Annotated in this window: 30 protein-coding genes; 16 read left to right on the forward strand and 14 right to left on the reverse strand. The window is 64.0% G+C overall.

Features of this window, described 5'->3' with window-relative positions:
- Window positions 1-49: 49 nt before the first annotated feature.
- The 7 genes from AC2FNY_RS07195 to AC2FNY_RS07225 all read left to right on the forward strand — a co-directional run bounded on the left by AC2FNY_RS07195 (window position 50) and on the right by AC2FNY_RS07225 (window position 5,890).
- Entirely contained in the window at window positions 50-562 is a 513-nt protein-coding gene (locus AC2FNY_RS07195; RefSeq protein WP_234170773.1) for a MarR family winged helix-turn-helix transcriptional regulator, read from the forward strand.
- Window positions 559-1,260: a response regulator gene (locus AC2FNY_RS07200; protein WP_234139928.1), complete on the forward strand. Its 702-nt coding sequence runs from the start codon at window positions 559-561 to the stop codon at window positions 1,258-1,260. The genes AC2FNY_RS07195 and AC2FNY_RS07200 overlap by 4 nt, the downstream gene beginning before the upstream one ends.
- A 25-nt stretch (window positions 1,261-1,285) precedes the next feature.
- Window positions 1,286-2,212, forward strand: coding sequence for a histone deacetylase family protein (locus AC2FNY_RS07205; protein ID WP_496802051.1), 927 nt, complete (start codon window positions 1,286-1,288; stop codon window positions 2,210-2,212).
- Window positions 2,209-2,451 carry an exodeoxyribonuclease VII small subunit gene (locus AC2FNY_RS07210; RefSeq protein ID WP_044027791.1) on the forward strand — a complete coding sequence of 81 codons (243 nt, stop codon included), beginning with the start codon at window positions 2,209-2,211 and terminating at the stop codon, window positions 2,449-2,451. The genes AC2FNY_RS07205 and AC2FNY_RS07210 overlap by 4 nt, the downstream gene beginning before the upstream one ends.
- 2 nt (window positions 2,452-2,453) lie before the next feature.
- Window positions 2,454-3,320, forward strand: a complete 867-nt coding sequence (locus AC2FNY_RS07215; protein WP_496802052.1) for a polyprenyl synthetase family protein — start codon at window positions 2,454-2,456, stop codon at window positions 3,318-3,320.
- A gap of 15 nt (window positions 3,321-3,335) precedes the next feature.
- Window positions 3,336-5,264, forward strand: coding sequence for a 1-deoxy-D-xylulose-5-phosphate synthase (gene dxs / locus AC2FNY_RS07220; protein ID WP_496802053.1), 1,929 nt, complete (start codon window positions 3,336-3,338; stop codon window positions 5,262-5,264).
- A gap of 107 nt (window positions 5,265-5,371) precedes the next feature.
- Window positions 5,372-5,890 carry a P-loop nucleotide/nucleoside kinase family protein gene (locus AC2FNY_RS07225; protein WP_496802054.1) on the forward strand — a complete coding sequence of 173 codons (519 nt, stop codon included), beginning with the start codon at window positions 5,372-5,374 and terminating at the stop codon, window positions 5,888-5,890.
- 33 nt (window positions 5,891-5,923) lie between these two features.
- On the opposite strand, the gene AC2FNY_RS07230 is transcribed toward AC2FNY_RS07225, so the two are convergent.
- On the reverse strand, window positions 5,924-6,775 hold the full coding sequence (locus tag AC2FNY_RS07230; RefSeq protein WP_234139933.1) for an SDR family oxidoreductase: 852 nt from the start codon (window positions 6,773-6,775) through the stop codon (window positions 5,924-5,926).
- An 88-nt stretch (window positions 6,776-6,863) separates the two neighbouring features.
- On the opposite strand from AC2FNY_RS07230, the gene AC2FNY_RS07235 reads away from it, so the two are divergent.
- A complete protein-coding gene (locus AC2FNY_RS07235; protein WP_496802055.1) occupies window positions 6,864-7,496 on the forward strand; it encodes a class I SAM-dependent DNA methyltransferase in 633 nt (210 codons plus the stop codon).
- A gap of 10 nt (window positions 7,497-7,506) precedes the next feature.
- On the opposite strand, the gene queF is transcribed toward AC2FNY_RS07235, so the two are convergent.
- The 6 genes from queF to AC2FNY_RS07265 form a co-directional block, all read right to left on the reverse strand.
- Window positions 7,507-7,974: a preQ(1) synthase gene (queF, locus tag AC2FNY_RS07240; protein ID WP_496802056.1), complete on the reverse strand. Its 468-nt coding sequence runs from the start codon at window positions 7,972-7,974 to the stop codon at window positions 7,507-7,509.
- A 21-nt stretch (window positions 7,975-7,995) separates the two neighbouring features.
- Window positions 7,996-8,715: a 7-carboxy-7-deazaguanine synthase QueE gene (gene queE / locus AC2FNY_RS07245; protein WP_496802057.1), complete on the reverse strand. Its 720-nt coding sequence runs from the start codon at window positions 8,713-8,715 to the stop codon at window positions 7,996-7,998.
- A complete protein-coding gene (queD, locus tag AC2FNY_RS07250) occupies window positions 8,712-9,068 on the reverse strand; it encodes a 6-carboxytetrahydropterin synthase QueD (protein ID WP_234144599.1) in 357 nt (118 codons plus the stop codon). The genes queE and queD overlap by 4 nt, the downstream gene beginning before the upstream one ends.
- Window positions 9,068-9,760, reverse strand: coding sequence for a 7-cyano-7-deazaguanine synthase QueC (queC, locus tag AC2FNY_RS07255; RefSeq protein WP_496802058.1), 693 nt, complete (start codon window positions 9,758-9,760; stop codon window positions 9,068-9,070). Before queC ends, queD begins: the two co-directional genes overlap by 1 nt.
- Window positions 9,761-9,930: 170 nt before the next feature.
- A complete protein-coding gene (locus tag AC2FNY_RS07260) occupies window positions 9,931-10,920 on the reverse strand; it encodes a sterol desaturase family protein (protein ID WP_496802059.1) in 990 nt (329 codons plus the stop codon).
- A gap of 79 nt (window positions 10,921-10,999) precedes the next feature.
- Entirely contained in the window at window positions 11,000-11,755 is a 756-nt protein-coding gene (locus tag AC2FNY_RS07265) for a class II aldolase and adducin N-terminal domain-containing protein (RefSeq protein WP_496802060.1), read from the reverse strand.
- Between the two features lie 120 nt (window positions 11,756-11,875).
- Here AC2FNY_RS07265 and AC2FNY_RS07270 point away from each other — a divergent pair, with 120 nt between their 5' ends.
- A complete protein-coding gene (locus AC2FNY_RS07270; protein ID WP_496802061.1) occupies window positions 11,876-12,748 on the forward strand; it encodes a LysR family transcriptional regulator in 873 nt (290 codons plus the stop codon).
- A 93-nt stretch (window positions 12,749-12,841) separates the two neighbouring features.
- Here the strand turns inward: AC2FNY_RS07270 and AC2FNY_RS07275 are convergent, their stop codons facing one another.
- On the reverse strand, window positions 12,842-13,270 hold the full coding sequence (locus AC2FNY_RS07275; protein WP_496802062.1) for a VOC family protein: 429 nt from the start codon (window positions 13,268-13,270) through the stop codon (window positions 12,842-12,844).
- A 112-nt stretch (window positions 13,271-13,382) separates the two neighbouring features.
- Between AC2FNY_RS07275 and ade the strand changes: the two genes are divergently transcribed.
- From ade to AC2FNY_RS07295, 4 genes are all read left to right on the forward strand, one after another.
- The gene (gene ade / locus AC2FNY_RS07280; protein WP_496802063.1) at window positions 13,383-15,185 is read left to right on the forward strand and encodes an adenine deaminase; all 1,803 of its coding nucleotides are present in this window, start codon (window positions 13,383-13,385) and stop codon (window positions 15,183-15,185) included.
- Window positions 15,182-16,645 (forward strand): AMP nucleosidase, encoded by a 1,464-nt coding sequence (locus AC2FNY_RS07285; protein ID WP_234139945.1) that lies wholly within the window; start codon window positions 15,182-15,184, stop codon window positions 16,643-16,645. Before ade ends, AC2FNY_RS07285 begins: the two co-directional genes overlap by 4 nt.
- A 132-nt stretch (window positions 16,646-16,777) precedes the next feature.
- Window positions 16,778-17,065, forward strand: coding sequence for an HU family DNA-binding protein (locus AC2FNY_RS07290; RefSeq protein ID WP_234139946.1), 288 nt, complete (start codon window positions 16,778-16,780; stop codon window positions 17,063-17,065).
- Between the two features lie 208 nt (window positions 17,066-17,273).
- Window positions 17,274-18,152: a DMT family transporter gene (locus tag AC2FNY_RS07295; protein WP_496802064.1), complete on the forward strand. Its 879-nt coding sequence runs from the start codon at window positions 17,274-17,276 to the stop codon at window positions 18,150-18,152.
- Here AC2FNY_RS07295 and AC2FNY_RS07300 read toward each other — a convergent pair.
- The gene (locus AC2FNY_RS07300; RefSeq protein WP_275671673.1) at window positions 18,149-18,670 is read right to left on the reverse strand and encodes a glutathione peroxidase; all 522 of its coding nucleotides are present in this window, start codon (window positions 18,668-18,670) and stop codon (window positions 18,149-18,151) included. The two genes, AC2FNY_RS07295 and AC2FNY_RS07300, sit on opposite strands and share 4 nt — an antisense overlap.
- Window positions 18,671-18,811: 141 nt before the next feature.
- Here AC2FNY_RS07300 and msrB point away from each other — a divergent pair, with 141 nt between their 5' ends.
- Both msrB and msrA read left to right on the forward strand, forming a co-directional pair.
- Window positions 18,812-19,261, forward strand: a complete 450-nt coding sequence (gene msrB / locus AC2FNY_RS07305) for a peptide-methionine (R)-S-oxide reductase MsrB (RefSeq protein ID WP_234139948.1) — start codon at window positions 18,812-18,814, stop codon at window positions 19,259-19,261.
- A complete protein-coding gene (gene msrA / locus AC2FNY_RS07310) occupies window positions 19,258-19,770 on the forward strand; it encodes a peptide-methionine (S)-S-oxide reductase MsrA (RefSeq protein WP_234163566.1) in 513 nt (170 codons plus the stop codon). Before msrB ends, msrA begins: the two co-directional genes overlap by 4 nt.
- A gap of 39 nt (window positions 19,771-19,809) precedes the next feature.
- On the opposite strand, the gene AC2FNY_RS07315 is transcribed toward msrA, so the two are convergent.
- The 3 genes from AC2FNY_RS07315 to fzlA form a co-directional block, all read right to left on the reverse strand.
- Window positions 19,810-21,813 carry a hydantoinase/oxoprolinase N-terminal domain-containing protein gene (locus AC2FNY_RS07315; RefSeq protein WP_496802065.1) on the reverse strand — a complete coding sequence of 668 codons (2,004 nt, stop codon included), beginning with the start codon at window positions 21,811-21,813 and terminating at the stop codon, window positions 19,810-19,812.
- 73 nt (window positions 21,814-21,886) lie between these two features.
- Window positions 21,887-22,918, reverse strand: a complete 1,032-nt coding sequence (gene queG, locus AC2FNY_RS07320) for a tRNA epoxyqueuosine(34) reductase QueG (protein WP_496802066.1) — start codon at window positions 22,916-22,918, stop codon at window positions 21,887-21,889.
- Window positions 22,919-22,990: 72 nt separating this feature from the next.
- Window positions 22,991-23,656: an FtsZ-binding protein FzlA gene (fzlA, locus tag AC2FNY_RS07325; protein WP_234139952.1), complete on the reverse strand. Its 666-nt coding sequence runs from the start codon at window positions 23,654-23,656 to the stop codon at window positions 22,991-22,993.
- A gap of 183 nt (window positions 23,657-23,839) precedes the next feature.
- Between fzlA and AC2FNY_RS07330 the strand changes: the two genes are divergently transcribed.
- On the forward strand, window positions 23,840-24,325 hold the full coding sequence (locus AC2FNY_RS07330) for a GNAT family N-acetyltransferase (RefSeq protein ID WP_238905536.1): 486 nt from the start codon (window positions 23,840-23,842) through the stop codon (window positions 24,323-24,325).
- Window positions 24,326-24,337: 12 nt separating this feature from the next.
- On the opposite strand, the gene mtgA is transcribed toward AC2FNY_RS07330, so the two are convergent.
- Together mtgA and AC2FNY_RS07340 are read right to left on the reverse strand one after the other, a co-directional pair.
- Complete coding sequence (gene mtgA, locus AC2FNY_RS07335; protein WP_496802067.1) at window positions 24,338-25,000, reverse strand: monofunctional biosynthetic peptidoglycan transglycosylase; 663 nt, start codon at window positions 24,998-25,000, stop codon at window positions 24,338-24,340.
- Between the two features lie 119 nt (window positions 25,001-25,119).
- Window positions 25,120-26,049, reverse strand: a complete 930-nt coding sequence (locus AC2FNY_RS07340) for a Hint domain-containing protein (RefSeq protein ID WP_496802068.1) — start codon at window positions 26,047-26,049, stop codon at window positions 25,120-25,122.
- Between the last annotated feature and the right edge of the window lie 135 nt (window positions 26,050-26,184).

Below are 26,184 nucleotides of genomic sequence, written 5' to 3' on the forward strand. Positions count from 1 at the left end.
TGTCAACAAGACTGACATAAAGTGACGAGGAACGACAAAGGTGCACCACATGTCCGACGCGCGACCATCACCGGTCTTTGGCGGTGAAAGCCTGCTGTTTCTGACCGACGAGCAGCTGCGACAGGGGATCGAGGCGATGTTTTTCGCCTATCGCGGCTTTACCGCCGACCCCGACCGCATCCTGGCCGAGATGGCCTATGGCCGCGCCCATCACCGGGCGATCCACTTCATCAACCGGGCGCCGGGGACCACGGTGAACAACCTGCTGGCCATTCTGGGTGTCACCAAACAATCGTTGAACCGGGTGTTGCGCACCCTCATCGCCGACGGCCTGGTCGAAAGCCGGGTCGGCACCCAGGACAAGCGCGAGCGACACCTGTTCCTGACCGAGGCAGGCGCGGCGCTGGAGGCGAAACTGTCGGATGCGCAGCGCGCCCGGATGCGCGCCGCATACAAGGAGGCCGGGCCCGAGGCGGTCGCCGGGTTCCGCCAGGTATTGGAGGCGATGATGGATCGCGAGATGCAACGGGCCTATGTCAAACTGCGGGACAGCGGCTCATGAGTGCTTTTGACGCCCATCTGCTGATCGTCGACGATGACGAACGCATTCGTGACCTGCTGAAGAAGTTCCTGATGCGGCACGGATTCCTTGTGACCGCAGCGCGCGACGCCGAACATGCCCGGCGCATCCTGTCGGGGCTGGATTTCGACCTGATCGTCATGGATGTGATGATGCCGGGCGAGGATGGTGTCAGCCTGACCCGCGCCCTGCGCAAGAGCTTGAGCACGCCAATCCTGCTGCTGACCGCCCGTGGCGAGACAGAGCACCGGATCGCCGGGCTGGAGGCTGGCGCCGACGACTATCTGGCCAAACCCTTTGAGCCGCGCGAGCTTCTGCTCCGGATCAACGCAATCCTGCGCCGCGTCCCCGATACCAGCGCCCAGGACGCGGCACCCAAGTTCCTGCAACTGGGGCCGATCCGCTATGACATCGAACGCGGCGAGATGTGGCAGGGCGACCAGCTGGTCCGCCTGACCGCCACCGAGAACCAGTTGATGAAGATCTTTGCCGCCCGTCCGGGCGAGGCGATCACCCGCACCAAGCTGGTCGAGGATCTGGGCCGCGACCGGGGCCAGGCCCAGGAACGCGCGGTTGATGTGCAGATCACCCGCCTTCGGCGCAAGATCGAGCCCAACCCGAAACAGCCGCGCTATCTGCAAACGGTGCGCGGCGCGGGCTACATGCTGGCGCCGGACTGATCCCGGCCCGCCCAAAGGAATGCCGATGACCACCGCCCTGATCACCCATGCCGACTGCCTGACCCATGTCACGCCGACCGGCCATCCCGAACGGGTGGCGCGGCTGGAACATGTGCTTCACGCCCTCGAACCGCTCGACCTGCGCCGCGTCACCGCGCCGCTGGCCGCCGAAGACGACCTGCTGCGCATCCATCCTGCGGGCTACATCGCCGATATCCGCGATGCCCGCCCTGACGAGGGGTTCACCCAGATCGACGGCGACACCTTCCTGTCGCCCGGTTCGGTCGATGCCGCGTTCCGTGCCGCGGGCGCCGTGGTGCGCGCCGTCGACATGGTGCTGGGCGGCGAGGTGCAAAACGCCTTTTGCGCCATCCGCCCGCCGGGCCACCACGCCGAACGCGAAACCGCGATGGGCTTCTGCCTCTTCGGAAATGCCGCGCTGGCCGCGAAACACGCGCTCGATTTTCACGGGCTGAACCGCGTCGCGGTTGTGGATTTCGACGTCCATCACGGCAACGGCACCCAGGACCTCTTGTGGGACGAGGCGCGCGCGCTTCTGATCACCAGCCAGCAGATGCCGCTCTGGCCCGGTTCGGGCCGCCCGGACGAGGATGGCGCGCACGGCCAGATCCTCAACATCCCGCTGGCCCCGGGCACCGGCGGCGCCGAGATGCGCGCGGCCTACACGGCCCAGGCCTTCCCGCGACTGCGCGCCTTCATGCCTGAACTCATCATCATCTCAGCCGGGTTCGACGCCCATCAGGATGATCCGCTGGCCAACCTGAACTGGTCCACCGCAGATTTCGCCTGGCTCACCGCCGAGCTGTGCACCCTGGCGCAAGAGCTGTGTCAGGGCCGTATCGTCTCGACTCTCGAAGGCGGTTATGATCTGAACGCGCTCGCCGCTGCAACGCGCGCGCATGTACAGGAATTGATAAAGGCCGCGACATGACCGAGACCCCCGTCGACCAGATGAGCTTTGAACAGGCGATGAAAGAGCTGGAAACCGTGGTCGGTCAGCTTGAACGCGGCGATGTGGCGCTGGATCAGTCCATCGCGCTTTACGAACGCGGTGCGGCGCTGAAAAAACGCTGCGAGGACGAGCTGAAGCGCGCCGAGGAAAAGGTTGCCGCCATCACGCTCGACAGCAATGGCCAGCCAACGGGCACCAAGCCGGTCGAAGGTCTCTGACCATGTTCCGCGAAAGGCTGGCGCAGGACGCCGCGCTGATCCAGCGCAGTTTCGACACTGTGCTGGGCGCGCTGGAGCCGCTCGACATCACCCGCGCCATGGCCTGGACCACCGAGGGCGGCAAGCGCCTGCGCGGCTTTCTGGTGCTGGAAAGCGCCCGGTTGCATGATGTGGACGAGGCGCGCGCGATCTGGCCCGCCACCGCCATCGAGGCGCTGCATGCCTATAGCCTGGTGCATGACGACCTGCCCTGCATGGACGACGATGACCTGCGCCGGGGCCGCCCTACCGCTCATGTGAAATGGGACGAGGGCACCGCCGTTCTGGCAGGCGACGCGCTGCATTCGCTGGCGTTCGAGCTGTGTACCCGCCCCGAGACAGGCAGCGCCGAGACCCGCGCCACTCTGGCGCTCACGCTGGCGCAGGCGGCGGGCGCGCGCGGCATGGTACTGGGCCAGGCGCTGGACATCGCCGCCGAAACCGCGCCCGAACCGCTGACACTTGACCAGATCACCCAACTGCAAGCGGGCAAGACCGGAGCGCTGATCGAATGGTCCGCCGCCGCCGGGGCCGTGCTGGCCGGGGCCGACCCGGCCCCCTTGCGCCAATATGCCCGCGCGCTGGGGCTTGCTTTCCAGATCGCCGACGACATCTTGGACGTAGAAGGCGATGCCGAAAAGGCGGGCAAACGGCTGCAAAAGGACGCCAGCGCGGGCAAGGCCACCTTTGTCTCGCTCCTGGGTCTCGACGCCGCCAGGACCCGCGCCCGCGACCTTGTCGACAAGGCCTGCGATGCGCTTTCACCCTATGGCGCCCGCGCCGAAACCTTGAAGGAAGCCGCCCGCTTCGTTATTGCGCGCGAGAACTGAACCACGAAGGACGCCATGTCTGACCGCCCGCTTACCCCGCTTCTTGACCAGGTGACCCGTCCGGCGGACCTGAAACGGTTCTCCGACGCGCAGCTCACCCAGCTCGCGGGCGAGCTTCGGGCCGAGACCGTCTCGGCCGTCTCGGTCACCGGCGGCCACCTGGGCGCAGGCCTTGGCGTGGTGGAACTGACCGTGGCGCTGCACGCGGTGTTCGACACGCCGCGCGACAAGGTGATCTGGGATGTCGGCCACCAGTGTTACCCGCACAAGATCCTGACCGAACGCCGCGACCGCATCCGTACCCTGCGCATGAAGGACGGGCTTTCGGGCTTCACCAAGCGCTCCGAGTCGCCCTACGACCCGTTCGGCGCCGCCCATAGCTCCACCTCGATCAGTGCAGCCCTCGGCTTTGCCGTGGCGCGCGACCTGGGTGGCGTGACGCCCGAGGGGTTGGGCGACGCCATCGCCGTGATCGGCGACGGTTCCATGTCCGCCGGCATGGCGTTCGAGGCGATGAACAACGCGGGCCACCTGAAAAAGCGCCTCATCGTCATCCTCAACGACAATGAAATGTCGATCGCCCCGCCGGTCGGCGCGCTGTCGAACTATCTCTCGCGCCTCTATGCCGAGGCCCCGTTTCAGGAGTTGAAAGCCGCCGCCAAGGGCGCGGTCTCGCTGCTGCCCGAACCCTTCCGCGAGGGCGCCAAGCGCGCCAAGGAAATGCTCAAGGGCATGGCTGTCGGCGGCACCTTGTTCGAGGAGCTGGGGTTTTCCTATATCGGCCCCATCGACGGGCATGACATGCACCAGCTCCTGCCGGTCCTGCGCACCATCAAGGCCCGCGCCACCGGCCCGATCCTGCTGCATGTGCTGACGAAAAAGGGCAAGGGCTATGCCCCCGCCGAACGCGCCCGCGACCGCGGCCATGCCACCGCGAAATTCGACGTGGTGACGGGCAAGCAGAAAAAGGCGCCCTCGAACGCGCCCTCCTATACCTCGGTCTTCGGCAAGGCGCTGGTCGATCAGGCCGCCCGCGACGACAAGATCGTCGCCGTCACCGCCGCCATGCCCGACGGCACCGGGCTGAACCTCTTTGCCGAACGCTACCCCTCGCGCTGTTTCGACGTGGGCATCGCCGAACAGCATGGCGTGACCTTCTCCGCCGCCCTCGCGGCGGGCGGGCTGAAACCCTTCTGCGCGATGTACTCGACCTTCCTGCAACGCGGTTACGATCAGGTCGTGCATGACGTCGCGATCCAGCGCCTGCCGGTCCGCTTCGCCATCGACCGTGCTGGTCTGGTCGGCGCCGATGGCGCCACCCACGCGGGCAGTTTCGACATCGCCTTTCTGGCCAACCTGCCCGGCATGGTGGTCATGGCCGCCGCCGACGAGGCCGAACTGGTGCATATGGTCGCCACCGCCGCCGCCCATGACGACGGTCCGATCGCCTTCCGCTATCCGCGCGGCGAAGGCGTGGGCGTCGAGATGCCCGAACAGGGCAAGGTGCTGGAAATCGGCAAGGGCCGGATGATCCAGCAAGGCGCCCGCGTCGCCCTTCTCTCCTTCGGCACCCGGCTGGCCGAGGTGCAAAAGGCCGCCGAGGCGCTGGCGGCCAAGGGGATCGCCCCCACCATCGCCGACGCCCGATTTGCCAAACCGCTGGACCGCGACCTGATCCTGCAACTGGCCGCCGATCACGAAGCGCTGATCACCATCGAGGAAGGCGCCGTCGGCGGCTTCGGCAGCCACGTGGCGCAACTGCTCTCGGACGAGGGCGTCTTCGACCACGGGCTCAAGTTCCGCTCGATGGTCCTGCCCGATACGTTCATCGACCAGTCCAGCCCCGAGGACATGTACGCCATCGCAGGCATGAACGCCCCCCAGATCGAGGCCAAGGTGCTCGAAGTGCTGGGCGTGGCGAAGATCGGGGAGAAGCGGGCTTGACCACCTGGTTATCAAATGTGGTCTCTCTCTGAGTTCCGCTGCGACGTTGGCTGCCCGCCGTCAGGCCCGAAGGATCAATCCGTCGGCTAGAAAGAATGGATACCCGAATGCCACCTTCTGCACCAACCCTGCATATGCTCTGCGGCAAGATCGGATCCGGGAAATCGACCCTTGCTGCCCGTTTGGGGCGCGTCGAAGGAACGGTGCTGATTGCCGAAGACGATTGGCTGAGCGCCTTGTTTTCCGAAGAGATGTCGTCGCCAAAGGACTACATGCGCTGCGCGGCCAAGCTGCGGGCGATCATGGGACCACATGTCGTTTCGCTGTTGAAAGCCGGGGTTTCGGTTGTCCTCGATTTCCCGGCAAACACGACCGAGAACCGCGCCTGGATGCGCAGCATCCTTGCCGCATCGAATGCGTCGCACCAATTGCACGTCATGGCGACCCCGGATGAAATCTGTCTGGAACGGCTGCATGCCCGCAATGCAAAGGGGGATCACCCCTTTGCCGCGACCGAAGCCCAGTTTCAGCTGTTTTCCAAGTATTTCGCAGAACCCACGGCAGAGGAAGGGTTCAATATCGTGCTGCATGGACCTGAAGAGGCTGACGGGCCAGAGCGGTCGTGACAACGGACGCGGCCCTAACAAGCCCTTTCCCGGTCAATCCCCGCTTTCGGCCTGCAAGGCCTCCAGCCCCACCCGGTAGTTGGGGTATTTCAGCTGCACGCCCAGTTCGTCCTTGATCCGGTCGTTGCGTACCCGCTTGTTCTCGCTGTAGAAGCTGCGCGCCATCGGGGTCAGGTCGGCCTTGTCGAAATCCACCGCGGGCGGTAGGGGCAGGCCCTGCAACTCGGCCGCATAGGCGATTACGTCCTGTGGCGGCACCGGTTCGTCATCGCAGACATTATAGACCGATCCGGGGTTGGGCCGCGCCATCGAGGCGGCCAGGACCTGGGCGATATCCTCGACATGGATGCGCGAGAAGACCTGTCCCGGCTTGATGATCCGGCGAATGCCGCCCTTGCCCAGTTTCGAGAACGGCCCGCGCCCCGGGCCGTAAATACCGGCCAACCGAAAGATGTGAATCGGCAGACCCGGAATCGCCTGCCATTGCTGTTCCGCCATCACCCGCCAGCGCCCACGTGCGGCCAAGGGGCTGAGCGGCGTCGTCTCGTCAACCCAGGCGCCTCCATGGTCGCCATAGACGGCGGTGGTCGACAGGTAACCGACCCAGCGGAACTGCGCCGCGCGCGCCGCGATCTGCTCCCCCAGCGCCGCCAGCACCGGATCGCCCGCGGCATCGGGCGCGGTCGAGATCAGCAGATGCGTGACACCGTCAAGCAAAGGCTCTTCGCCCGGCCACAGCAGCGGCTCGGCGCCCGAGGCGCGGATCGCCTCCAGCTGGTCGGGGTTGCGGCTGGTCCCGATGATGCGCCAGCCTTGCGGCGCCAGCGCCCGCGACAGCACCCGGGCGGTATAGCCATGTCCAAAAGAAAGCAGTGTTCCAGTCATGGGATCCTAGATGCGGCGCCCATGCGCGATGTGCAAGCGCTTGATCGACGCACTTGATTCGAATCCGCTCTTGGGCCTTCAATTGGGGATGAGCATCAAAACACCCGATCTGGACGCGGCCTATCGCCTGCAATCGCCCGAGGACAACCGGCAGCTCTATGCCGAATGGGCGGGCGATTATGACGACGGCTTTGCCGCGCGCGAAGACTATCAACTGCCCGCGCTCACTGCCCGCGCCTTTGTGGGTGCCGGTGGCCAGGGCCCCGTGCTGGATGTGGGCGCGGGAACCGGCCTCTGCGGTGCCATTCTGGCGGGGCTTGGCGTCGGCCCGATCGACGCCGCCGATATCAGCGCCGAGATGCTGGACCGCGCCATGCGCAAGGACATCTATCGCGACGCCATCGAGACCGACCTGAACCAGGGTATCCCCGCCCCGCGCGAGAGTTACTCCGGTATCGTGTCCTCGGGTACCTTCACCCATGGCCATCTCGGCCCCGAGGTTTTTCCCGCGCTTTTGCGCGTCGCCCGGCCCGGCGCGCAATTCGCGCTGTCGATCAACGCCGCGCATTTCGACGAGAAAGGCTTTGCCACCGCGCTGCGCGAGATGGAGCGGGGGCAGATCGAGAACCTCAAACTGCCCCAGGTCCGGATCTATGGCGATCTGGCCGCAGGCCCGCACAAGGACGACATGGCGTTCATCGCGCTGTTCGAGAAGTCCTAGGGACCTGAACCTAGCCCCGTCCGCGATAGGTCGGCACGCCCTGATCGGGGATCCAGACACCCGGCAATTCCGGCCCGGTCTGATAGAACACGTCGATCGGAATGCCGCCGCGCGGATACCAATAGGCCCCGACCCGCAGCCATTTGGGCGCTAGCAGCTCGACCAGCCGCTTGCCGATGGAGACGCTGCAATCCTCGTGGAACGCACCGTGATTGCGGAACGAGCCCAGATAAAGCTTCAGCGACTTGCTTTCCACCAGCCAGTCGCCCGGCACATAGTCGATCACGATATGGGCGAAATCGGGCTGCGCCGTCAGCGGGCAGAGCGAGGTAAACTCGGGCGCAGTGAAGCGCACCGCGTATTCGGTGCCCGCCTGCGGGTTGGGCACCTTTTCCAGCACCGCCTCTTCGGGCGAGTTCGGCAGTTCCGTCTTGCCACCCAGTTGGGTCAGGTTCGCATAGATGTCCTGATTGGCCATTGTCTTGCTCCTCTCGGCGTCTCAGACGCCGCGTTTGTTGCCCCAGACCAGCACATGCAGCTGCGGCAGGATTGTGGGGGTGAACCATCGGTCGGCCAGGGCCCGACCGATCAGCCATTCATAGCGTGTCATGATACCGTCCATGTCGATGGCGGCATCCTCGGCATCGGGCGGCGGTGGCGTGTGGTTGCCCGGTTGCAGATAGACCGGCAGGGTCGGATAGCGCGCCGCCACCTCGCGCGCCCAAAGGTAATCAGTCTCGTCGAACACCACGATCTTGATCACCGTCACGGCATCGCGCGCCCGCGCGATACAGTCGGCGAACCGGTCCCAATCGACCGTTTCACCGGACGAAGGCGGCTTGGGGCTGAGGATCAGGGGCGACAGTTCGCGAAACCAGCCGCGCGCGACCGATCCTTGGGTTTCCAGCGCAAAGCGATAGCCCTGCGCCTTGCCCATCTCGATCAGCGGTCCGAAATCCTGAATTGCCGGGTTGCCGCCCGAGAGCGAGACCGTCAGGGGCACCCCACCGGACAGGCGTTCAACCTCGACCCAGACCTGTTCCGTGGTCATAGGCGCCCATGTATCACGATAGGCGCTGTCCACCGCATGCAGGCTATCGCACCACGAACAGCGATAGTCACAGCCCCCCGCCCGCACGAATACGGTCGGTGCGCCGATCACCGCGCCCTCACCCTGTATCGTGGGGCCAAAGATCTCGGCGATGCGCAGCGTGGTCATGGCCGGTACTCGGCCCAGGTCTTGGGCGTCTCGCTGACCCGCACGGCGCTGGTCTCTGCCCAGCGCGCCTTGCAGAAGTCATAGACCTCTTTCGCCAGCCGTTCGGACGTGACCATGTCATGGCCGAACACCTCGTTCAGGTGTCGATGGTCCAGCGCGTCGTCGATCCAGGTCTTGAGCGGCTTCAACTCGCGGTAATCGCGGACAAACCCGTTGGCATCCAGATCGGCAGCGGCCAGTTCGACCTCGACGATATAGTTATGCCCGTGCAGCCGGGCACAGGGGTGGTCGTCGGGCAGGTGGCACAGCTGGTGCGAGGCCGAGAAATGGAACTCCTTGGTGATCCGGTACATCAGCGCCCCTCCACCGCCGCGCGCCAGAACTCGGGGTCGGCATAGACGGTCGGGTCCTCGACGCCGGCCAGATGGAAGGCCTCGCGCCGCTCGACACAGGTGCCGCAGCGGCCGCAATGCACCTCGCCCCCCTTGTAGCAGGACCAGGTATCGGCAAAGGGCGTGTTGTGGCGCGCGCCCTCGCTCACAATGGCCGATTTCGGTTCGTGTACGAAGGGCGTGTAGAGCCGCACGCTGGCATAGCCGTCCAGTGCCTGGGCCTGCATCGCCTCGAAGGCCTGGGTAAAACCGGGGCGGCAATCGGGATAGATGAAGTGATCGCCGCCATGCACGGCGGTCGCCACCGCATCGGCCTGTTTGGCCGCGGCGATGCCGAATGCGATGGCCAGCATGATGGCATTGCGGTTGGGCACCACGGTGATCTTCATGGTGTCCTCGGCATAATGCCCGTCAGGTACGTCCACATCGTCGGTCAGGGCACTGCCCGACAGATGCGCGCCGATCTGGCGCATGTCGATCAGGTCATGCGGCACGCCCAGCCGCGCGGCACAGCGCGCGGCAAAGTCCAGTTCCTTGCGGTGGCGCTGACCGTAGTCGAAAGAGATAAGGCCGATCAGATCGTGTTCGGCGGCCACCTTGTAAGCCAGCGATACCGAATCCAATCCGCCGGAGCAGATGACAAGTGTCTTCACGTTCGGGTCCCTTGTTTTCATAAGCCGGGTAGGCTGCGACCGGCGCCCGGATGATCCGGACGCCGCGCCTGTAGCAGAGGCGCGGGGGGAAGGTAAAGACCCGGTGCGCGCGCCCTCAAGAACGTGAAAGGCCGCCCAAGCGGGCGGCCCTGCCAAACCTGGCGACCGGGTCAGGTATACATCTGCTTTTTATAGGCGCGGGTGCGTGTGGTCGCCTCGGCGCTGCCGTCGTGAAATGTGCCGAACCACTTGTCGAACGGGATCTCGGAGGTGCCGTAATTGCATTCGAAATAGCGGTGATGCAGCTGGTGAAAGAAATCCCCGGTCTTGGCGGCCTCGGTCTCGCCCGCCTTGATCTTCTCGAACCCCGAATGCGACAGGATCGGGCTGACCTGCTGGAAATAGATATGAAACAGCAGGTGCAGCGGGTGCGAGGGCACCAGCAGATGAATGAAATAGGTCGTGAAGTAGAGGATATTCTCGTACCAGTGGTTCGAAATGCCCGACCACGGGCCGATATTGACGTTGCGGTGATGCACCGCGTGCACATGCTTGTAGAGCTTCGGGTGATGCTCCAGCCGGTGCACCCAGTAGAAATGCAGCCCCGACCACATCGGGATGAAGAACATCCAGACCACAAACCAAACCGGCGCCTGTGCCCAGGAGACGGTGGGCACCCAGCCATTGGCCATGACCCAGTAGATCAGCCACTGATAGACCGTGCAGACGGTCATCGCGCTGCCCAGCGTCCACCAGATATTGTCCCAGACCTGGTTGCGAAAGGTAAAGGTACCGTTATCGCGGGTCAGGTCGCGGCGGTCGAACTTCTTGTACATGCCCTGGCCCTTGCGCATGTAGAGCCACCAGTGCAGACCGCCCGCCACCAGGATCTGCGGCACCATGTTCAAGAGCCACACCCGGAACATCCAGCCGGGCGCAAAGCTCTGCATCGCTTCAAGCGGCGGCAGGAACCAGGCATAGGCCGCAACGGCCAGCGCCAAACAGAGTGTCAGCGAGGTCAGTTGCAGCCACGCCCCGCGATACCAGCGCAGAACCGCCGCCGGACGGGGCGGCCAGCTGAACAGCGGATTCAGCCCCACGGGATTTTCGGGGCGATAATTCCAGCGAGCCGCTTCGGCGTCCTGACTGAAATCGGTCATCGTCTTTCCTCGTCTCTGGGCAAGCGCCATCCTCCGGCGCCCCCGGGGTCGGTGCAGGCAGGTTGCGGTTTTCAAAGTGTCAGCTGGCGTAGGTCGAGCCTTCATCGTCCAGCACCGCCTTGACCTCGCGCAGATGCGCCTCGGCCTGGCCGGGATAGTCGTCAAGCTCCCGCGCCGTCTTTTCGGCAATCTCGTCGCTCAGCACCCTGAGCGGGCGGCCGGTCTGCAAGGCGCGGATATAGGTCTCGGCGGCGCGCTCGAAATAGTAGAGCCGGTTGAGCGTATCGCCCACGTCGCTGCCGATCACCAGCACGCCATGGTTGCCCATGATCATCACCCGCTTCTTCGGGTCGCTCAGCATCGAGGCACAGCGCTCGCCCTCGCTTTCGAACGCCAGCCCGCCGAATTCATCGTCGATGACATAGCGGTTGTAGAAGGTGGCGGTGTTCTGGTCGATCGGCGGCAGGGAACTGTCGGCAAGGCTGGCCAGCACGGTGGCAAAGATCGAATGCACATGCATCACGCAGCGCGCATGCGGACAGCGGCGGTGGATCGAGCCATGCAGGCCCCAGGCGGTGGGATCAGGGGCGCCGGGCATCTCCATCGTCTTGGGGTCATTGGCATCCAAGAGCAGCAGGTCCGAGGCGCGGATGCGCGCGAAATGCATCTGGTTGGGGTTCATCAGGAACTGTGTCCCCTCGGGGTTCACCGCCAGGCTGAAATGGTTGGCAACCCCTTCATGCATGTTCAGCCGCTCGATCCAGCGGAACGAGGCCGCCAGATCGACGCGCTCCTGCCAATGGTCGATATTGGGGCGCAGGCTGGTGACGGACATGGGGTTCTCCTGATCTCGGGCTGGCGGTGTGACTGTCCAAAACCTGCCTTTAGACATCAGGTTTGACCAACGAAAAATTCGCCCATTTCGCATTAGAAACACTTATGGCAAGGTTATGGGATGCAGAACCCCCTCCCCCCGCTGGGCTGGTTGCGTACCTTCGAGGCCGCCGCCCGCCACCTGTCCTTTACCGGCGCCGCGCGTGATCTGAACATGACGCAAAGCGCGGTCAGCCAGCAGATCAAGGCGCTGGAATCGCACCTTGGGCAGCCGCTGTTTCACCGGCGGCCCCGGGCGCTGGAACTGACCGAGGCCGGGATCACCTATCTGCCGGTGGTGCGCGAGGCGTTCCGCACCCTGATCCGGGGCACGCGCGCGGTGACCGGCGATCACCAGAACACGGTGCAGGTGCAATGCAACATCACCTTCGCGGTCAACTGGCTGGGCCCGCGCCTGCCCCGGTTCCGCGCGCTGCACCCGGATGTGCATCTGAACATCTTCACCGAGCTTTGGGAGCCGCGCGAGATGGCCGAGGGCGCGGCGGTCGAGATCCGCTATTCCTTGCGACCGGCGGATACGGTGCGGACCGAATTGCTGACAACCGATCGCTATTTCCCGGTCTGTGCTCCGGGCTATCCGGTCACTCTGGACAACCTGCATGAACAGCCGCTCTACGACTGCTCGAACCTGCTGTCGAACTGGGCAAGCTGGGCCGAGGACGTGGGCCTGCCCTGGCCCAATCCACCGATCACCTATGCCACCACCTATATGGTCGGGCTTTCCGTGGCGATGGCCGGGGGCGGGTTGTGCATGGGGCACAAGGTGATCGTGTCGCGCCTGTTGGCCGAGGGTCGCCTGATCGCCCCTTTCGATCACAGCGTGCTGATGCCCGAGGCCTATTACCTGCTCTTGTCACCCCAGGCCGAGGAGACCCCCGGTGCGGTGGCCTTTGCCAACTGGATCCGCGCCGAAATCGCCCGCGAGGCTGGGTGATCCGGGAAAGGGGCGCTCCCGCCCGTCGTCGATGCCGCTGGCGCGGCCCCTCCTCCCGTTGGGCCGGGCAGCGCGCCCGAGGGCGCGCTGCGGTCACGCGCTGTCCTTGGGCCGGCTCGGCACCCATGCATAGCCATTGTCACAAAGGATATAGGCCTCGCGCAGGCCATGAGGCTTGTCGGTCGGCGCTTGCAGGATGGTCGCGCCGAAATCCGCTGCCCGCACCACCGACGCATCGGGATCGCTGTCATAGAGCCTGATTTCGAGGCCCCCGCCGCGCGGCGGGTTCTCTGGCAAAAGCCCCAACAGCGGGTTCGCATGATAGGTGCCGTCGCTGTGCAGCTGGAACACCTGCGCACCATAGGTGACAATGGCGAAATCCGCTGTCACCTGATGCGACCTCATCGCGAAAACAGCCTCTAGAAAAGCACATTCTGCGGGAACATCCCGCACCAACAGGTTCAGCCCGATCCCCCTGAGCGACCGCCCGAACCCATCTGCATCTATCGTATCATAATCCATTCCGGCAGGGTCACGCCGACCGCCTGCCGCTGTCAAGCGGGCAATGACGAAGCTTTGATGAAACCCTTTCGGCGGGGCTTGCACCCGGTCGCGGTTTCGGAAAAGCTGCGCCATGGAACACAAGACTTTCCCCGATTGGGCCGATGTGGCCCCCCGTCTGGTCGCCGTCGCCGCAGGCCGCGAACCGGCAGACATGATCATCCGAGATGGTATCTGGATCAACGTGCACACGCGCGAGGCACTGCCCGGCCACTCCATCGCCATTGCCGAAGGGCGCATCGCCTTTGTCGGCCCCGATGCCAGCCATTGCACCGGACCCGACACCCAGATCATCGAGGCGAATGGCCGCTATATGATCCCCGGTCTTTGTGACGGGCATATGCATATCGAAAGCGGCATGCTGACCCCGGCGGAATTTGCCGCCGCCGTCATCCCGCATGGCACCACCACCATGTTCACCGACCCGCATGAGATCGCCAATGTCCTTGGCCTCGCAGGTGTGCGGATGATGCATGACGAGGCGCTGATGCAGCCTGTCAACATCTTTACCCAGATGCCCTCCTGCGCGCCCTCGGCGCCGGGGTTGGAAACCACCGGGTATGAGATCACGCCCGAGGATGTGACCGAGGCGATGACATGGCCCGGCATCATCGGTCTGGGCGAGATGATGAACTTTCCCGGTGTCACCAATGCCGACCCCAAGATGCTGGCCGAGATCGCCGCCACCCAGCGCGCGGGCAAGACGGTGGGCGGGCACTATGCCTCGCCCGACCTTGGCCCCGCCTTTGCCGCCTATGTGGCGGGTGGCCCGGCCGACGATCACGAGGGCACCTGCGAGGCCGATGCCATCGCCCGCGTACGTCAGGGCATGCGCAGCATGATGCGGCTGGGCAGCGCCTGGTATGACGTGGAAACCCAGATCACCGCGGTGACGGAAAAGGGGCTCGACCCGCGCAACTTCATCCTGTGTACCGACGATTGCCATTCGGGCACGCTGGTAAACGACGGGCATATGAACCGGGTCGTGCGCCATGCGATCGCCTGTGGCTGCGACCCGCTGGTGGCGCTGCAAATGGCAACGATCAACACCGCCACCCATTTCGGGCTGGAGCGCGAATTGGGTTCAACCGCACCCGGTCGCCGGGCCGATGTGATCCTCACCTCGGACCTGCGGGAACTCCCCATCGAACTGGTGATCGCACGCGGGCAGGTGGTGGCCGAGAACGGCAAGATCACCGTCGATTGCCCACATTACAACTGGCCCGACACCGCCCGCAACACCGTGCATCTGGGCCATACGCTCAGCGCGACGGATTTCGAGATCAAGGCGCCAACCGGCGCCAACCGGGTGCGCGCCAATGTGATCGGCGTGGTGGAAAACCAGGCGCCCACCAAGGCGCTCAAGGCGGAGCTGCCGATCATCGGCGGGCTGGTCGAAGGCGAAGGAGATGTTTGCCAGATCGCGCTGGTCGAACGCCACCGCGCCACCGGTGGTGTCACCAATGCCTTTGTCTCCGGTTTCGGCTATCAGGGCCGCATGGCCATGGCCTCGACCGTGGCGCATGACAGCCACCACATGATAGTGGTCGGCACCGATCGCGAGCAGATGGCGCTGGCCGCGAACCGGCTGGCCGAGGTCGGCGGCGGCATCACCATCTGGCGCGAGGGCCAGGAACTGGCGCTGGTGGAACTGCCCATCGCGGGCCTGATGTCCGACAGCCCCGCCGCCGAGGTCGCCGCCAAGGCGCAGAAGATGGTCGAGACGATGGCCGCCTGCGGCTGCACTCTCAACAACGCCTATATGCAGCATTCGCTGCTGGCGCTGGTGGTGATCCCCGAACTGCGTATTTCCGATCTTGGCCTTATCGATGTGCGCAGCTTTCAGCGGATCGACCTTCTGGAGCCGCTTGCATGACGCAGCTGATCACTCCCGAAACCCCCGAACCAGCCTTTTTCACCGACGCGGCCCAGGCTGTCGCGCGGCTCGAAGCGCTCTACAGCCAGTCGACCGGTTTCCTCTGTGACAGGTTCACCGGCGCAATGCAGGGTTTGGACCCGGGCACCCGATTTCGCGCCTATTACCCCGAGATCCGCTTTTCAACCTCGTCTTATGCGCAGGTGGACAGCCGGCTCAGCTTTGGCCATGTTTCGCATCCCGGCACCCATGCGACCACCATCACCCGACCAGACCTGTTCCGGTCCTACCTGACCCAGCAGATCGGCCTGTTGATCCGCAACCATGGCCAGCCGGTGCAGATCGGCGCGTCGACCACGCCGATCCCGCTGCATTTCGCGGTGGCCAACGCCCCCGATCTGGTTGTCCCACACGAAGGCGCCGCCGGATTTACCCTGCGCGACGTGTTCGACGTGCCGGATCTGGCCACCACAAATGACGATATCGTCAATGGCACCCATGTGTCCGAGGACGGCTCGGGCCCGCTGTCTCTGTTCACCGCGCAGCGGGTGGATTACTCGCTGGCCCGGCTGGCGCATTACACCGCCACCGACCCGGCGCATTTCCAGAACCACGTCCTGTTCACCAACTACCAGTTCTATGTCTCCGAGTTCGAGGCCTATGCCCGCGCCCAGCTGGCCGATCCCGACAGCGGCTACACCAGCTTTGTCAGCACCGGCAATGTCGAGATCACCACGGCCGACGCCACGCTGGATACGCCCGCCAAGCTGCCGCAGATGCCGTCGTATCACCTGAAACGCGCCGACGGCTCGGGCATCACCCTGGTCAATATCGGCGTGGGCCCTTCAAACGCCAAGACCGCGACCGACCATATCGCGGTTCTGCGTCCGCATGCCTGGCTGATGGTGGGCCATTGCGCCGGCCTCAGGAACACCCAGGCGCTTGGTGATTTCGTGCTGGCCCATGCCTATCTGCGCGAGGATCACGTGCTGGATGACGATCTGCCGGTCTGGGTTCCGATCCCGGCGCTGGCCGAGATCCAGATCGCGCTGGAACAGGCCGTGGCCGAAGTGACCGAACTCAGCGGTTATGACCTGAAAAGGATCATGCGCACCGGCACCGTCGCCACCATCGACAACCGCAACTGGGAACTGCGCGACCAGTCCGGCCCGGTGCAGCGCCTCAGCCAGTCGCGCGCCGTGGCGCTCGATATGGAAAGCGCCACCATCGCTGCCAATGGCTATCGGTTCCGGGTGCCCTATGGCACGCTTCTTTGTGTCAGCGACAAACCCTTGCATGGCGAATTGAAGCTTCCCGGCATGGCGTCATCCTTCTATACAACCCAGGTCAGCCGTCATCTACGCATCGGAATCCGAGCCATGGAAACCTTGCGCGGCATGCCTCTGGAACGGCTGCACAGCCGCAAATTGCGGTCATTTGACGAAACAGCCTTCCTCTGACTGCGAAAAAACGCCGAAAAACCCCTATTTCTGGGTTTTTTTGCGCTACTATTCGTTGTGTTCATTCACAAGATAAAGTTAGATTGCCGCAATGAGGCCCTATGGATCGGGCACGAAAAAGGAGACCAAGAAATGGCAAAGCCTATGACCAAGACTCAGCTCGTTGCCGCACTGGCCGAGGAGATGGGCAGTGACAAGAAAACTGCCAGTGCCGCTTTGGATGCGGTCTGCGCGCTGATTACCCGCGAAGTGTCGGGCGGTGGTGCCGTGACCCTGCCGGGTGTCGGTAAGATCTACTGCCGCGAGCGTCCCGAGCGCCAGGTGCGCAACCCCGCCACCGGCGAGACCTTCACCAAGGCAGCCGACAAGGTGGTCAAGATGACCATCGCCAAGGCACTGAAAGACAGCGTGAACGGCTGATCCCAACGGGATAGCGTTTTCCTGGGCCGCCTTTCAGGGCGGCCCTTGCATTTTTGTCCCTTGCTTGCAACTGACCTCACAACCCTCTTTCCTTTTGCCCGAAATATCCCGGGGGAGTCGCCGCCTGCGGCGACGGGGCAGAGCCCCCTTGCACCGGCCCGCGATTTCCGAAACTGTCGCCGCGTTGACCGACGGGAGAGAACACACCGTGGATATCCGCGCCATCGTCATGGGGCTGGCCTTTGCCTTCATGTGGTCCTCGGCCTTCACCTCGGCCCGGATCATCGTGGCGGATGCCTCGCCGCTATTCTCTCTCGCCTGCCGCTTCCTGATCTCGGGCCTTCTCGGCGTCATCATCGCTCGCGCCATGGGGCAAAGCTGGAACCTGACCCGCAACCAATGGAAGGCGACCATCGTCTTTGGCATCTGCCAGAACGCGCTCTACCTAGGCCTCAACTTCTATGCGATGCAGACGGTCGAGGCCTCGGTCGCCGCGATCATCGCTTCTACCATGCCTCTCCTCGTGGCGCTGGCCAGCTGGCTGCTGTTCGGCGAGCGGCTTCCGGCGCTGGGAATCGTCGGACTGATGGCGGGCTTTGTCGGTGTTGCCCTGATCATGGGCGCGCGCATCGGCGCGGGTGTCGATCTGTTCGGAGTGCTGCTCTGCGGTCTGGGCGCGCTGGCGCTGGCCACCGCCACGCTCGCCCTGCGCGGGGCGACCTCGGGCGGAAATTTCATGATGGTGGTGGGCTTGCAGATGCTGGTTGGCTCCGCTGTCCTGTTTCTCGCCACCCCGATCTTTGAGACCGTGCATGTCACGCCGACGCTGCCGCTGGCCCTGGCCTTTGCCTATACCACGCTGGTGCCCGGCCTAACCGCCACCTTTGTCTGGGTCCTGCTGCTCAACAGGATCGGTGCGATCCGGGCGGCCACCTTCCACTTTCTCAACCCGATGTTTGGCGTGGCCATCGCCGCCGCCCTATTGGGCGAGCGGTTGGGCGCGCTCGACGCTATCGGCGTGGCGATCACTACCGCTGGTATCCTTGCAGTCCAGCTGTCGCGTCAGGCAAGCGCGCGCAAACCCTAGTTCAGCAATGCCTCGATCTCACGCTGCATCCGCGCGGAGTCGGGTTTGACAGCCGACCCGAAGGTCGCCGCAACAGATCCGTCCGGCGCCACCAGGACCTTGTTGAAGTTCCAGGCCGGTTCGAACCCGGTTTCGGCCTTGACCGCTTTGTAGAACGGATGCGCCTGTGTCCCCTTCACATGCAGGATATCGGTCATCGGCAGCGTCAGATCATAGTTTAGAGCGCAGAACTCCTTGACCTCGGCCGCGGTTGCTAATTCCTGATTAAAGTCATCCGACGGGATGGCGAGAACAACCAGCCCGGCATCCTGATAGGTTTCCCAAAGGTTTTGCAAACCGGCATATTGGCCAGTGAACCCGCATTGCGACGCGGTGTTGACGACCAGCACCGGTCGTCCGCGCCAATCCTCCATCGACAACGAACCGCCGTCGATCGAAGGAAACACGCCGGATACAGGTCCTGCCTGCACCGAGCGGCCGACAAGCAGTAGAAAGATCAGAAAAACGATGCGGTACATCTTGGCTCTCCTTTCCCTCAGGTTACGTACGGCAAGGTGATACGGATCAATGCACGTCTTCGCGAGGGCTGCGAAACAACCCTTTGCTTTCGGCAATCCGATCTCAAATACTGCGCATGAATACCCCTGAACGGAGGCTCCATGACCCGTTACACGAAATCTCCCGAGGCCATCGCCGCGCTAAGCCCCGAAGAATACCATGTCACCCAGCAAAGCGGCACGGAACGTCCCGGTACTGGCAAGCTGCTGCACAACAAGGAACCGGGCATCTATGTCGACATCGTATCGGGCGAACCGCTTTTTGCGTCGTCGGACAAATACGAATCGGGCTGCGGCTGGCCCAGCTTCACCAAGCCGATCGAAACCGCCCATGTGCTGGAATTCGAGGATCGCACCCATGGCATGATCCGCACCGAGGTCCGCTCGAAACATGGGGACAGCCATCTGGGCCATGTCTTTCCCGACGGTCCGCGCGATCGCGGCGGACTGCGCTATTGCATAAACTCGGCCTCCCTCCGGTTTGTCCATCGTGATGACATGGCGGCAGAGGGGTACGCTGACTATCTCGATCAGGTGGAGGATATCGCATGAGCCTTGAACGCGCCGTTCTGGCAGGAGGATGTTTCTGGGGCATGCAGGATCTGATCCGCAAGATGCCCGGGGTGGACCGCACCCGCGTCGGCTATACCGGCGGTGACGTGCCCAACGCCACCTATCGCAATCACGGCACCCACGCCGAGGGGATCGAGATCTGGTTCGATCCGGCGCGCATCTCGTACCGGCAATTGCTGGAGTTCTTTTTCCAGATCCACGACCCGACCACGGTGAACCGGCAAGGCAACGATCTGGGCACCAGCTATCGCTCGGCCATCTACTATGTGAACGAGGCGCAAAAGGCGGTCGCACTCGACACCATCGCCGATGTCGATGCCTCGGGCCTGTGGCCCGGCAAGGTGGTGACCGAGGTCGAGCCGGTGGGTGACTTCTGGGTGGCCGAAGAGAACCACCAGGACTATCTGGAAAAGCATCCCAACGGCTATACCTGCCACTTCCCCCGCGCCGACTGGGTGTTGCCGAAACGCGCGGATGCCGCGGAATAGAGCCTGATCTTATCCGGGTGCGCCTGTTGCGCGCCCGGATCACTCTGCCGCGATACGGGGGCGGCCGCTGGCCTCGACAGTCACCTCGGCCTCGATAAACACCTCGCGCCCTTCGACCGGTACCTGGCGGATGTCGCGGTTCACCAGAATACGGATATCCTCGGCCCCCGCCGCACGCGCGGCCTGCTCCGCCTCGCCCCGCAAAACAGTCTCTAACAAGGTCATGGCCTGCTCGGGATCGCCGAAATCCTGCGGCCCGTCGACCAGATGCACGCGGTAACGCCCCTCGGCGGGGGCTGTCACGCTGCCCGCCCGGCGCAGGGTCACCCGGCCCACCACCGCCCCGATGGCGTTGGCCACACCGCCATGTTCCGGCAGGATCGTGTCGCAGCGCAGCCGCGCGCCCACCGCCGGATAGTAGCTGGCCGCCGACGCCCCCAACCCCACGACAGGCAGATTCAACGAAGCATCCAGCGCCAAGAGGCCGCGATGCCCCGACAGCCCCATGCGGGTCAGAACATGGCGGGCAAGCTGCTCTGGCGGCAGGCCGAAATCAGCGCCCTCTTCGGCAAATGCAGTCTCTAACAAGGTCTGTGCGGTCTGCTCCGTCAACTGGTCGATGATCATCGTTGCCAGTGTTTCGGCATCCTTTGCCAGACGCTCGCCATTGCCGGTTCGCTTACGCGCAAAAAGCTCCATCCCCTTTTGGGCCGCTTCCGCATCCCACGCGTGAAGACGCCCCAACACATGGCTGGCATCCGACGGGGTCAGGCCAGAGACCTGCACGATGCCCCGGTCCACTAGCCGGGTCAGCGCGCCCTGCTCCATCCGCGTCCTGAGCAGATCGGACAGGGGCAAAACCCGAGTGCCCAACCGGTCGAGCAGCACCGTCTCGCGCGGGCCGATGCCCTCTGCCGGCACCCCCAGAACCCGCCGGGCAAACCGGGCGTCATATTCCCCGGTACTGGCCGAGCGCAGCTGCGCGTCCAGCGCCGCATGCACAACCTCGCCCGCCTCTGCTGCGATCAGCGACAAGGGCAGAACCCGGCGCGGACCAAGATGGACCCCGCCTTGCAAACCCTCGGTGATCACATGCACCTGGCTGTCCCCACCCAGCCCATAGGTTCGCATCGCCACCGCCTCGACCATGGTGCGGAACCCGCCGACCTGGGCGCCGGCCGGGTCGATCTTGGGCCTTCCATCGCGGATCAGGGCCACATCGGTAGTGGTGCCGCCAATGTCCGAGACCAGCGCATTCTCGACCCCGGTCAGCCAGCGCGCGCCCACGATCGAGGCCGCCGGACCGCTGAGGATGGTCTCGATCGGCCGCTCGCGCGCCTGCTCGGCGCTCATCAGCGCGCCATCGCCGCGCACCACCATCATCGGCGCGTCGATACCGATCTCGACCAGCGTATCCTGCGCCCGGCCGATCAGACGGTCGATCATGCCGATCAGGCGGGCGTTGAGCACCGCCGTGACCGCCCGTTTCGGCCCGTTCAACTTGGCGGACAATTGGTGCGAACAGGTCACCGGCGCCCCGGTCGCCTCGGTGATCGCGCGGGCCACCATCAGTTCGTGTTCGGGGTTGCGGGTGGCAAAAAGGCCCGCCACCGCAAAACCCGAAATTCCCTTGTTAGAGACAAGAAACGACTGCAATGCGCCCAAATCGAGCGGCGCCGCCTCGGCCCCGGTATGACTATGTCCGCCCGCGATCACCAGCGCCGGGTCACCCTTGAGCGCCTCCCGCAGCCCGTGCTTGTCCAGATCACTCTCGCCGAACCCGACATAGACCAGCGCCACGCGCCCGCCCTGCCCCTCGACCAGCGCGTTGGTGGCCAGTGTCGTCGACAGCGAGGCAAGCCCGATATCGCCGGGCGCCACGCCCGCCTGATCCAGCACCGCGCGAATGGCGTTGCCGACCCCGATCGCCAGGTCCGACCGCGTGGTCAGCGCCTTGGCGGTCGCGATCACGTCGCGTTCGTCGCGGATCAGCACCGCGTCGGTATAGGTTCCGCCCGTATCCACACCCAAGGACAGCGTCATCGGGTCCCCTCCATCCTGTTCGCTTGTGCCTCAATACCGCTTTGCAGCGACATGTCCCGCCTGTTTGCGGCGCTCAGGCCAGCCGCGCCGCCGCCCAGCGCGCCGCGTCCGCCACCGCCGGGTCGGGATCACTGGTCAAACGCTGCGCAACCGGGCGCAAAGCCGGCAGACCGGAATTGCCGATGGCATAGAGCACGTTGCGCACGAACCGGTCGCGTCCGATCCGCTTGATGGGCGATCCCGAGAACATCGCCCGGAACCCGGTATCGTCCAGCCGCGCCAGATCGGCCAGGGCGGGCGCCTCCAGTTCGGGGCGCCCGGCATAGCGCAGGTCGCTGGCGGCCACGGCGAACTTGTTCCATGGGCAGGCCGCCAGACAGTCGTCACAGCCATAGATGCGATTGCCCAACTTGCTGCGCAACTCCTCGTCCACCGGTCCCTTGTGCTCGATGGTCAGATAGGAAATGCAGCGCCGGGCATCCAGCCGGTAGGGCGCCGGAAAGGCATCGGTGGGGCAAGCTGTCAGGCAGGCGGTGCAGGAGCCGCAATTGTCGCGCCCGGCCTCATCCACCGGCAGATCAAGCGTGCTGAAAACAGAGCCTAAAAAGGCCCAATTGCCCCAGTCCCGACTGACCAGGTTGGTATGCTTGCCCTGCCAGCCCAGCCCCGCCGCCTGCCCCAGCGCCTTTTCCGGCACCGGAGCGGTGTCGACGAACACCTTGACCTCGCCGCCGCCCGTCTCGATCAGCCAGCGTGCGAGCCGCTTCAACCGCTTCTTGACCAGATCATGGTAGTCCTTGCCCCGCGCATAGACCGAGATCGCGGCACGGTCAGGCTGGCCTATCACCTCCATCGGATCAGTTTCAGGGGTATAGCTTTCGGCGAGCATGATGACCGAACGCGCCTCGGGCCAGAGTGCCGCCGGATCGCCGCGCCATTCCATCCGCTCGGCCATCCAGCCCATCTGCCCGTGGTACCCCGCCCCGACAAAAGCGGCCAGCCGCTCGGGCACCTCCGGCACATCCCAGGGGCGGCAGATGCGGCAGGCCACGAACCCTTCTTCCAGGGCGCGCGCGACCAATCTGTCTTTCAACTCCCCGCTCATGCTTCTTTCTGGTCCAAAATACTCCGGGGGAGGCGCGCCTTGGCGCGACGGGGGCAGCGCCCCCAAACCGGGTCAGAAATCGAGATCCGCATAATGCGGCGGTGGACGGAAACCGGGGATCTGGTCCGCCAGGATCGACCGGAACGAGGGCCGCGATTTTATCTTGGCGTACCAGTCCTTGACCACCTGGCTGCGGTTCCAGTCCACATCCGAGATGTAATCGAGCGAGGACAGATGCGCGGCGGCGGCAAAATCGGCCAGCGTCATCTGATCACCTGCCAGCCAGCGGCGATGATCCAGCAGCCAGCCCATGTAGTCGAGATGATACTTGATCGCCTTGGCCCCGGCCTTGACATTGCGGCTGTCTGGATAGCCCTGCCCGGTCACCTTCTTGTTAACCCTTTCATAGAGCAGGTTCGCGGTCACCTCGTTATGAAACTTGTCGTCGAACCAGCTGACCAAGCGGCGCACCTCGTACCGTCCGTCAACATCCTTGGGCATCAGCGGCGGTTCGGGGCGGGTTTCTTCGATATACTCGCAAATGGCCCCGCTTTCCGCCAACATCTTGCCGTCGAGCTTGATCACCGGCACCTTGCCTGCCGGGTTGCGGCGCAGAAAATCCGGGTCGCCTTCCCAATAGCGTTCCTCGACCAGTTCAACCTCGATCTTCTTTTCGGCCAGCAACAGACGGACCTTGCGGCAGAACGGGGACAGGGGGACGTGAAACAGGCGCGCCATGGGGATCCGGATCAAATGAGGTCTTGCCCGTCAGCAATAGCCCCGGCAGCGGTGCAAGTGCAAGTTCCCCCGGACGAAACAGGCCCTGAAGAGCGGCAGGGCGACACGCAATCGTGACGCTGCGCGGATTGACGCCGACCACTACGCGGGGGCAGATACCGAACCGCTGAACGAGCCCGACCGATGACCGCAACAATCCCTGAGACATTCACCTTTTCACGGCTGTCACAGGTCGACCCCGATCTGATCACCGCCCATATGCGCGATCCGCGTCTGGCTGTTCACATGCCGCTGATGCCTGCCAGCTGGAGCGATGCGCAGACCGCCGGGTTCATCCAGGCAAAGGAGGCCTGTTGGGACCGGGACGGACTGGGCCATTGGGCGTTTTTGCATCAGGGCCGATATGTGGGCTGGGGCGGCTTTCAGCGCGAAGGAGGGGAATGGGATTTCGGCCTGGTCCTCTGTCCCGAGCATTTCGGGCTGGGCCTGCCCATTGCACGCAAGGCACTGGATTTTGCCCATACCGATCCGCGTATTCCCTTCGTTACCTTTCTGCTACCGCCCTCGCGCCGCCATCTGGGCGCACTGCGTCGCCTCGGTGCGCGCCCGATGGGTGAAGTCGATCATGCCGGGCACCGGTTTCTGAAATTCCGCCTCGACACCGCGTGACGCAAACGCGCCCTATTCGAAACAGTCCGCTCGTCCGTCGGCCGCGATGGTTGCCGCGCCATCCATGATCGCCGCCGCGCGCTTGCGCAGCCTGGGTGATGGATCTGACGCGGAACGCTCGCGCGGGTTGGGCAGAACGGCGGCAATCCGCGCCGCCTGCTGCGCCGACAGTTTGTCAGGGGTTACGCCGAAATAGCCCTCGGCCGCCGCCGCCACGCCGAACACGCCCTCGTCCATCTCGGCCACGTTCAGATAAACCTCGACGATGCGGCGCTTGGACCAGGTCAATTCCACCAGCGGCGTGATCGCGGTTTCCAGCGCCTTGCGGATCCAGCTGCGACCCTGCCACAGAAACACGTTCTTCACCACCTGTTGCGACAGGGTCGAAGCGCCACGACCCGACCCTTCGCCAATCGCCGCACGGATCGCATTGACGTCGAATCCCCAATGCAGACAAAAGTTGGCGTCCTCTGCCGCCACAACCGACCGCGCCATCACCGGCTCAATCCGCTCCAGCGGCACCCATTCGCGTTCCACCTTGCCCAGGCGGCGATACTCGGACCAGATCGTGTGGGTGATCGGCGGATTGATCACCGAAAAGAGCAGCACCAACGCCATCAGCAGCGCAAACCCGGCCAGAAACACGCGACCAACCCAGCGCAGCGCCCATTTCATGGGCTTTCTATCGCTCTTGGCCTTACGGGCCTTTTTGTTTCTGGAATTCGCAGTCCGCTTGGCCATGAACGCCTTTTAGCGCAGTTCCGTGTCGATCTGAACGCACAAAGCCATCATGCTCATGCCGCCGACAAGAAATGTGCCTCCGAGGACTTGGCCACCCGTCTGGCGGTCTGCCACCCATGCCCTTCGGGGACCGAAAGATCAGGGAACAGGGACGCTTCGGTGGTTTCATCGGCTGAGCCCATAAAGTCTTCGAAAGCACCCAGGAAGTAGCTCTCTGTCGGCATGCCCTCTGAGAACACGATTTCATGTCGGGCCAGCAGCAGGTGATAATATGTGACCTTGTGGCGAGGGACGATGCGAATCGTGCTGTCATTGACCAGCAGATGCGCCGGGACGAACACCTCGCTGTCGCCGCAGGCCAGTTCTGCCCGCCAGCCGGTGATCAGCATCCTGTGTTGCTGACTGACATAGAGATCACGGTAATTGCCCAGCACACCGGCCTTGAACAGAACAGGTGCCAGGGCCCCGTCACCGCGAACGGTTGCCTTTGCCAATTGCAGCAGCGGCTGAAAGCCGCTGTCCAACGTTCTCACCAGATCGCCGGGGCGCAGGGCCTCAACCGGAATCGGGCCACTTTCGATCTCGATCAGCGTCCCGGCCGCAAAACACGCAAACCCAGGAAACCAGTTGGGCGAGGTTGTATCCAGCGTGCCGATGGTCAGTTGCGTATTGCCGTTCTGAAGATCCGGCAGATCATCGAAATCGGCATTCATGTCCATGGCCACGGTCATGAAATCGCCGTCGCCCAGATCGATCCGGATGAACGAGGCCCGCTGACCGGGATCGCCGCGAACGTCTCCGACCCCAAGATATTGATAGGTCAAAAGTGTCGTTCCGCCGTCGAAAGACACGTATTCACCCGATAGCGGATCATTCAACAGCGTATCTACGTCGACAAAGGTCAAAACGCTTGTCGAGTTGTTCACGATGTTGATTCTACCGTCGTCAATGAACGGATCACCGTTCACGTTCTGCGCGATCAACGTGATATTCGCCATTTTCACCCTGCCCGTTTTCCGGGTCTGTTCACCACACGCCCGAGCGCGGGTCTGCCTCGCCGATAAGATTAAGGAGAAATTGGGGCGGAAATGTGACCGGCTGCCTCAAGTGTTAACAAG

The organism is Ruegeria sp. BHSC223, assembly GCF_059613025.1.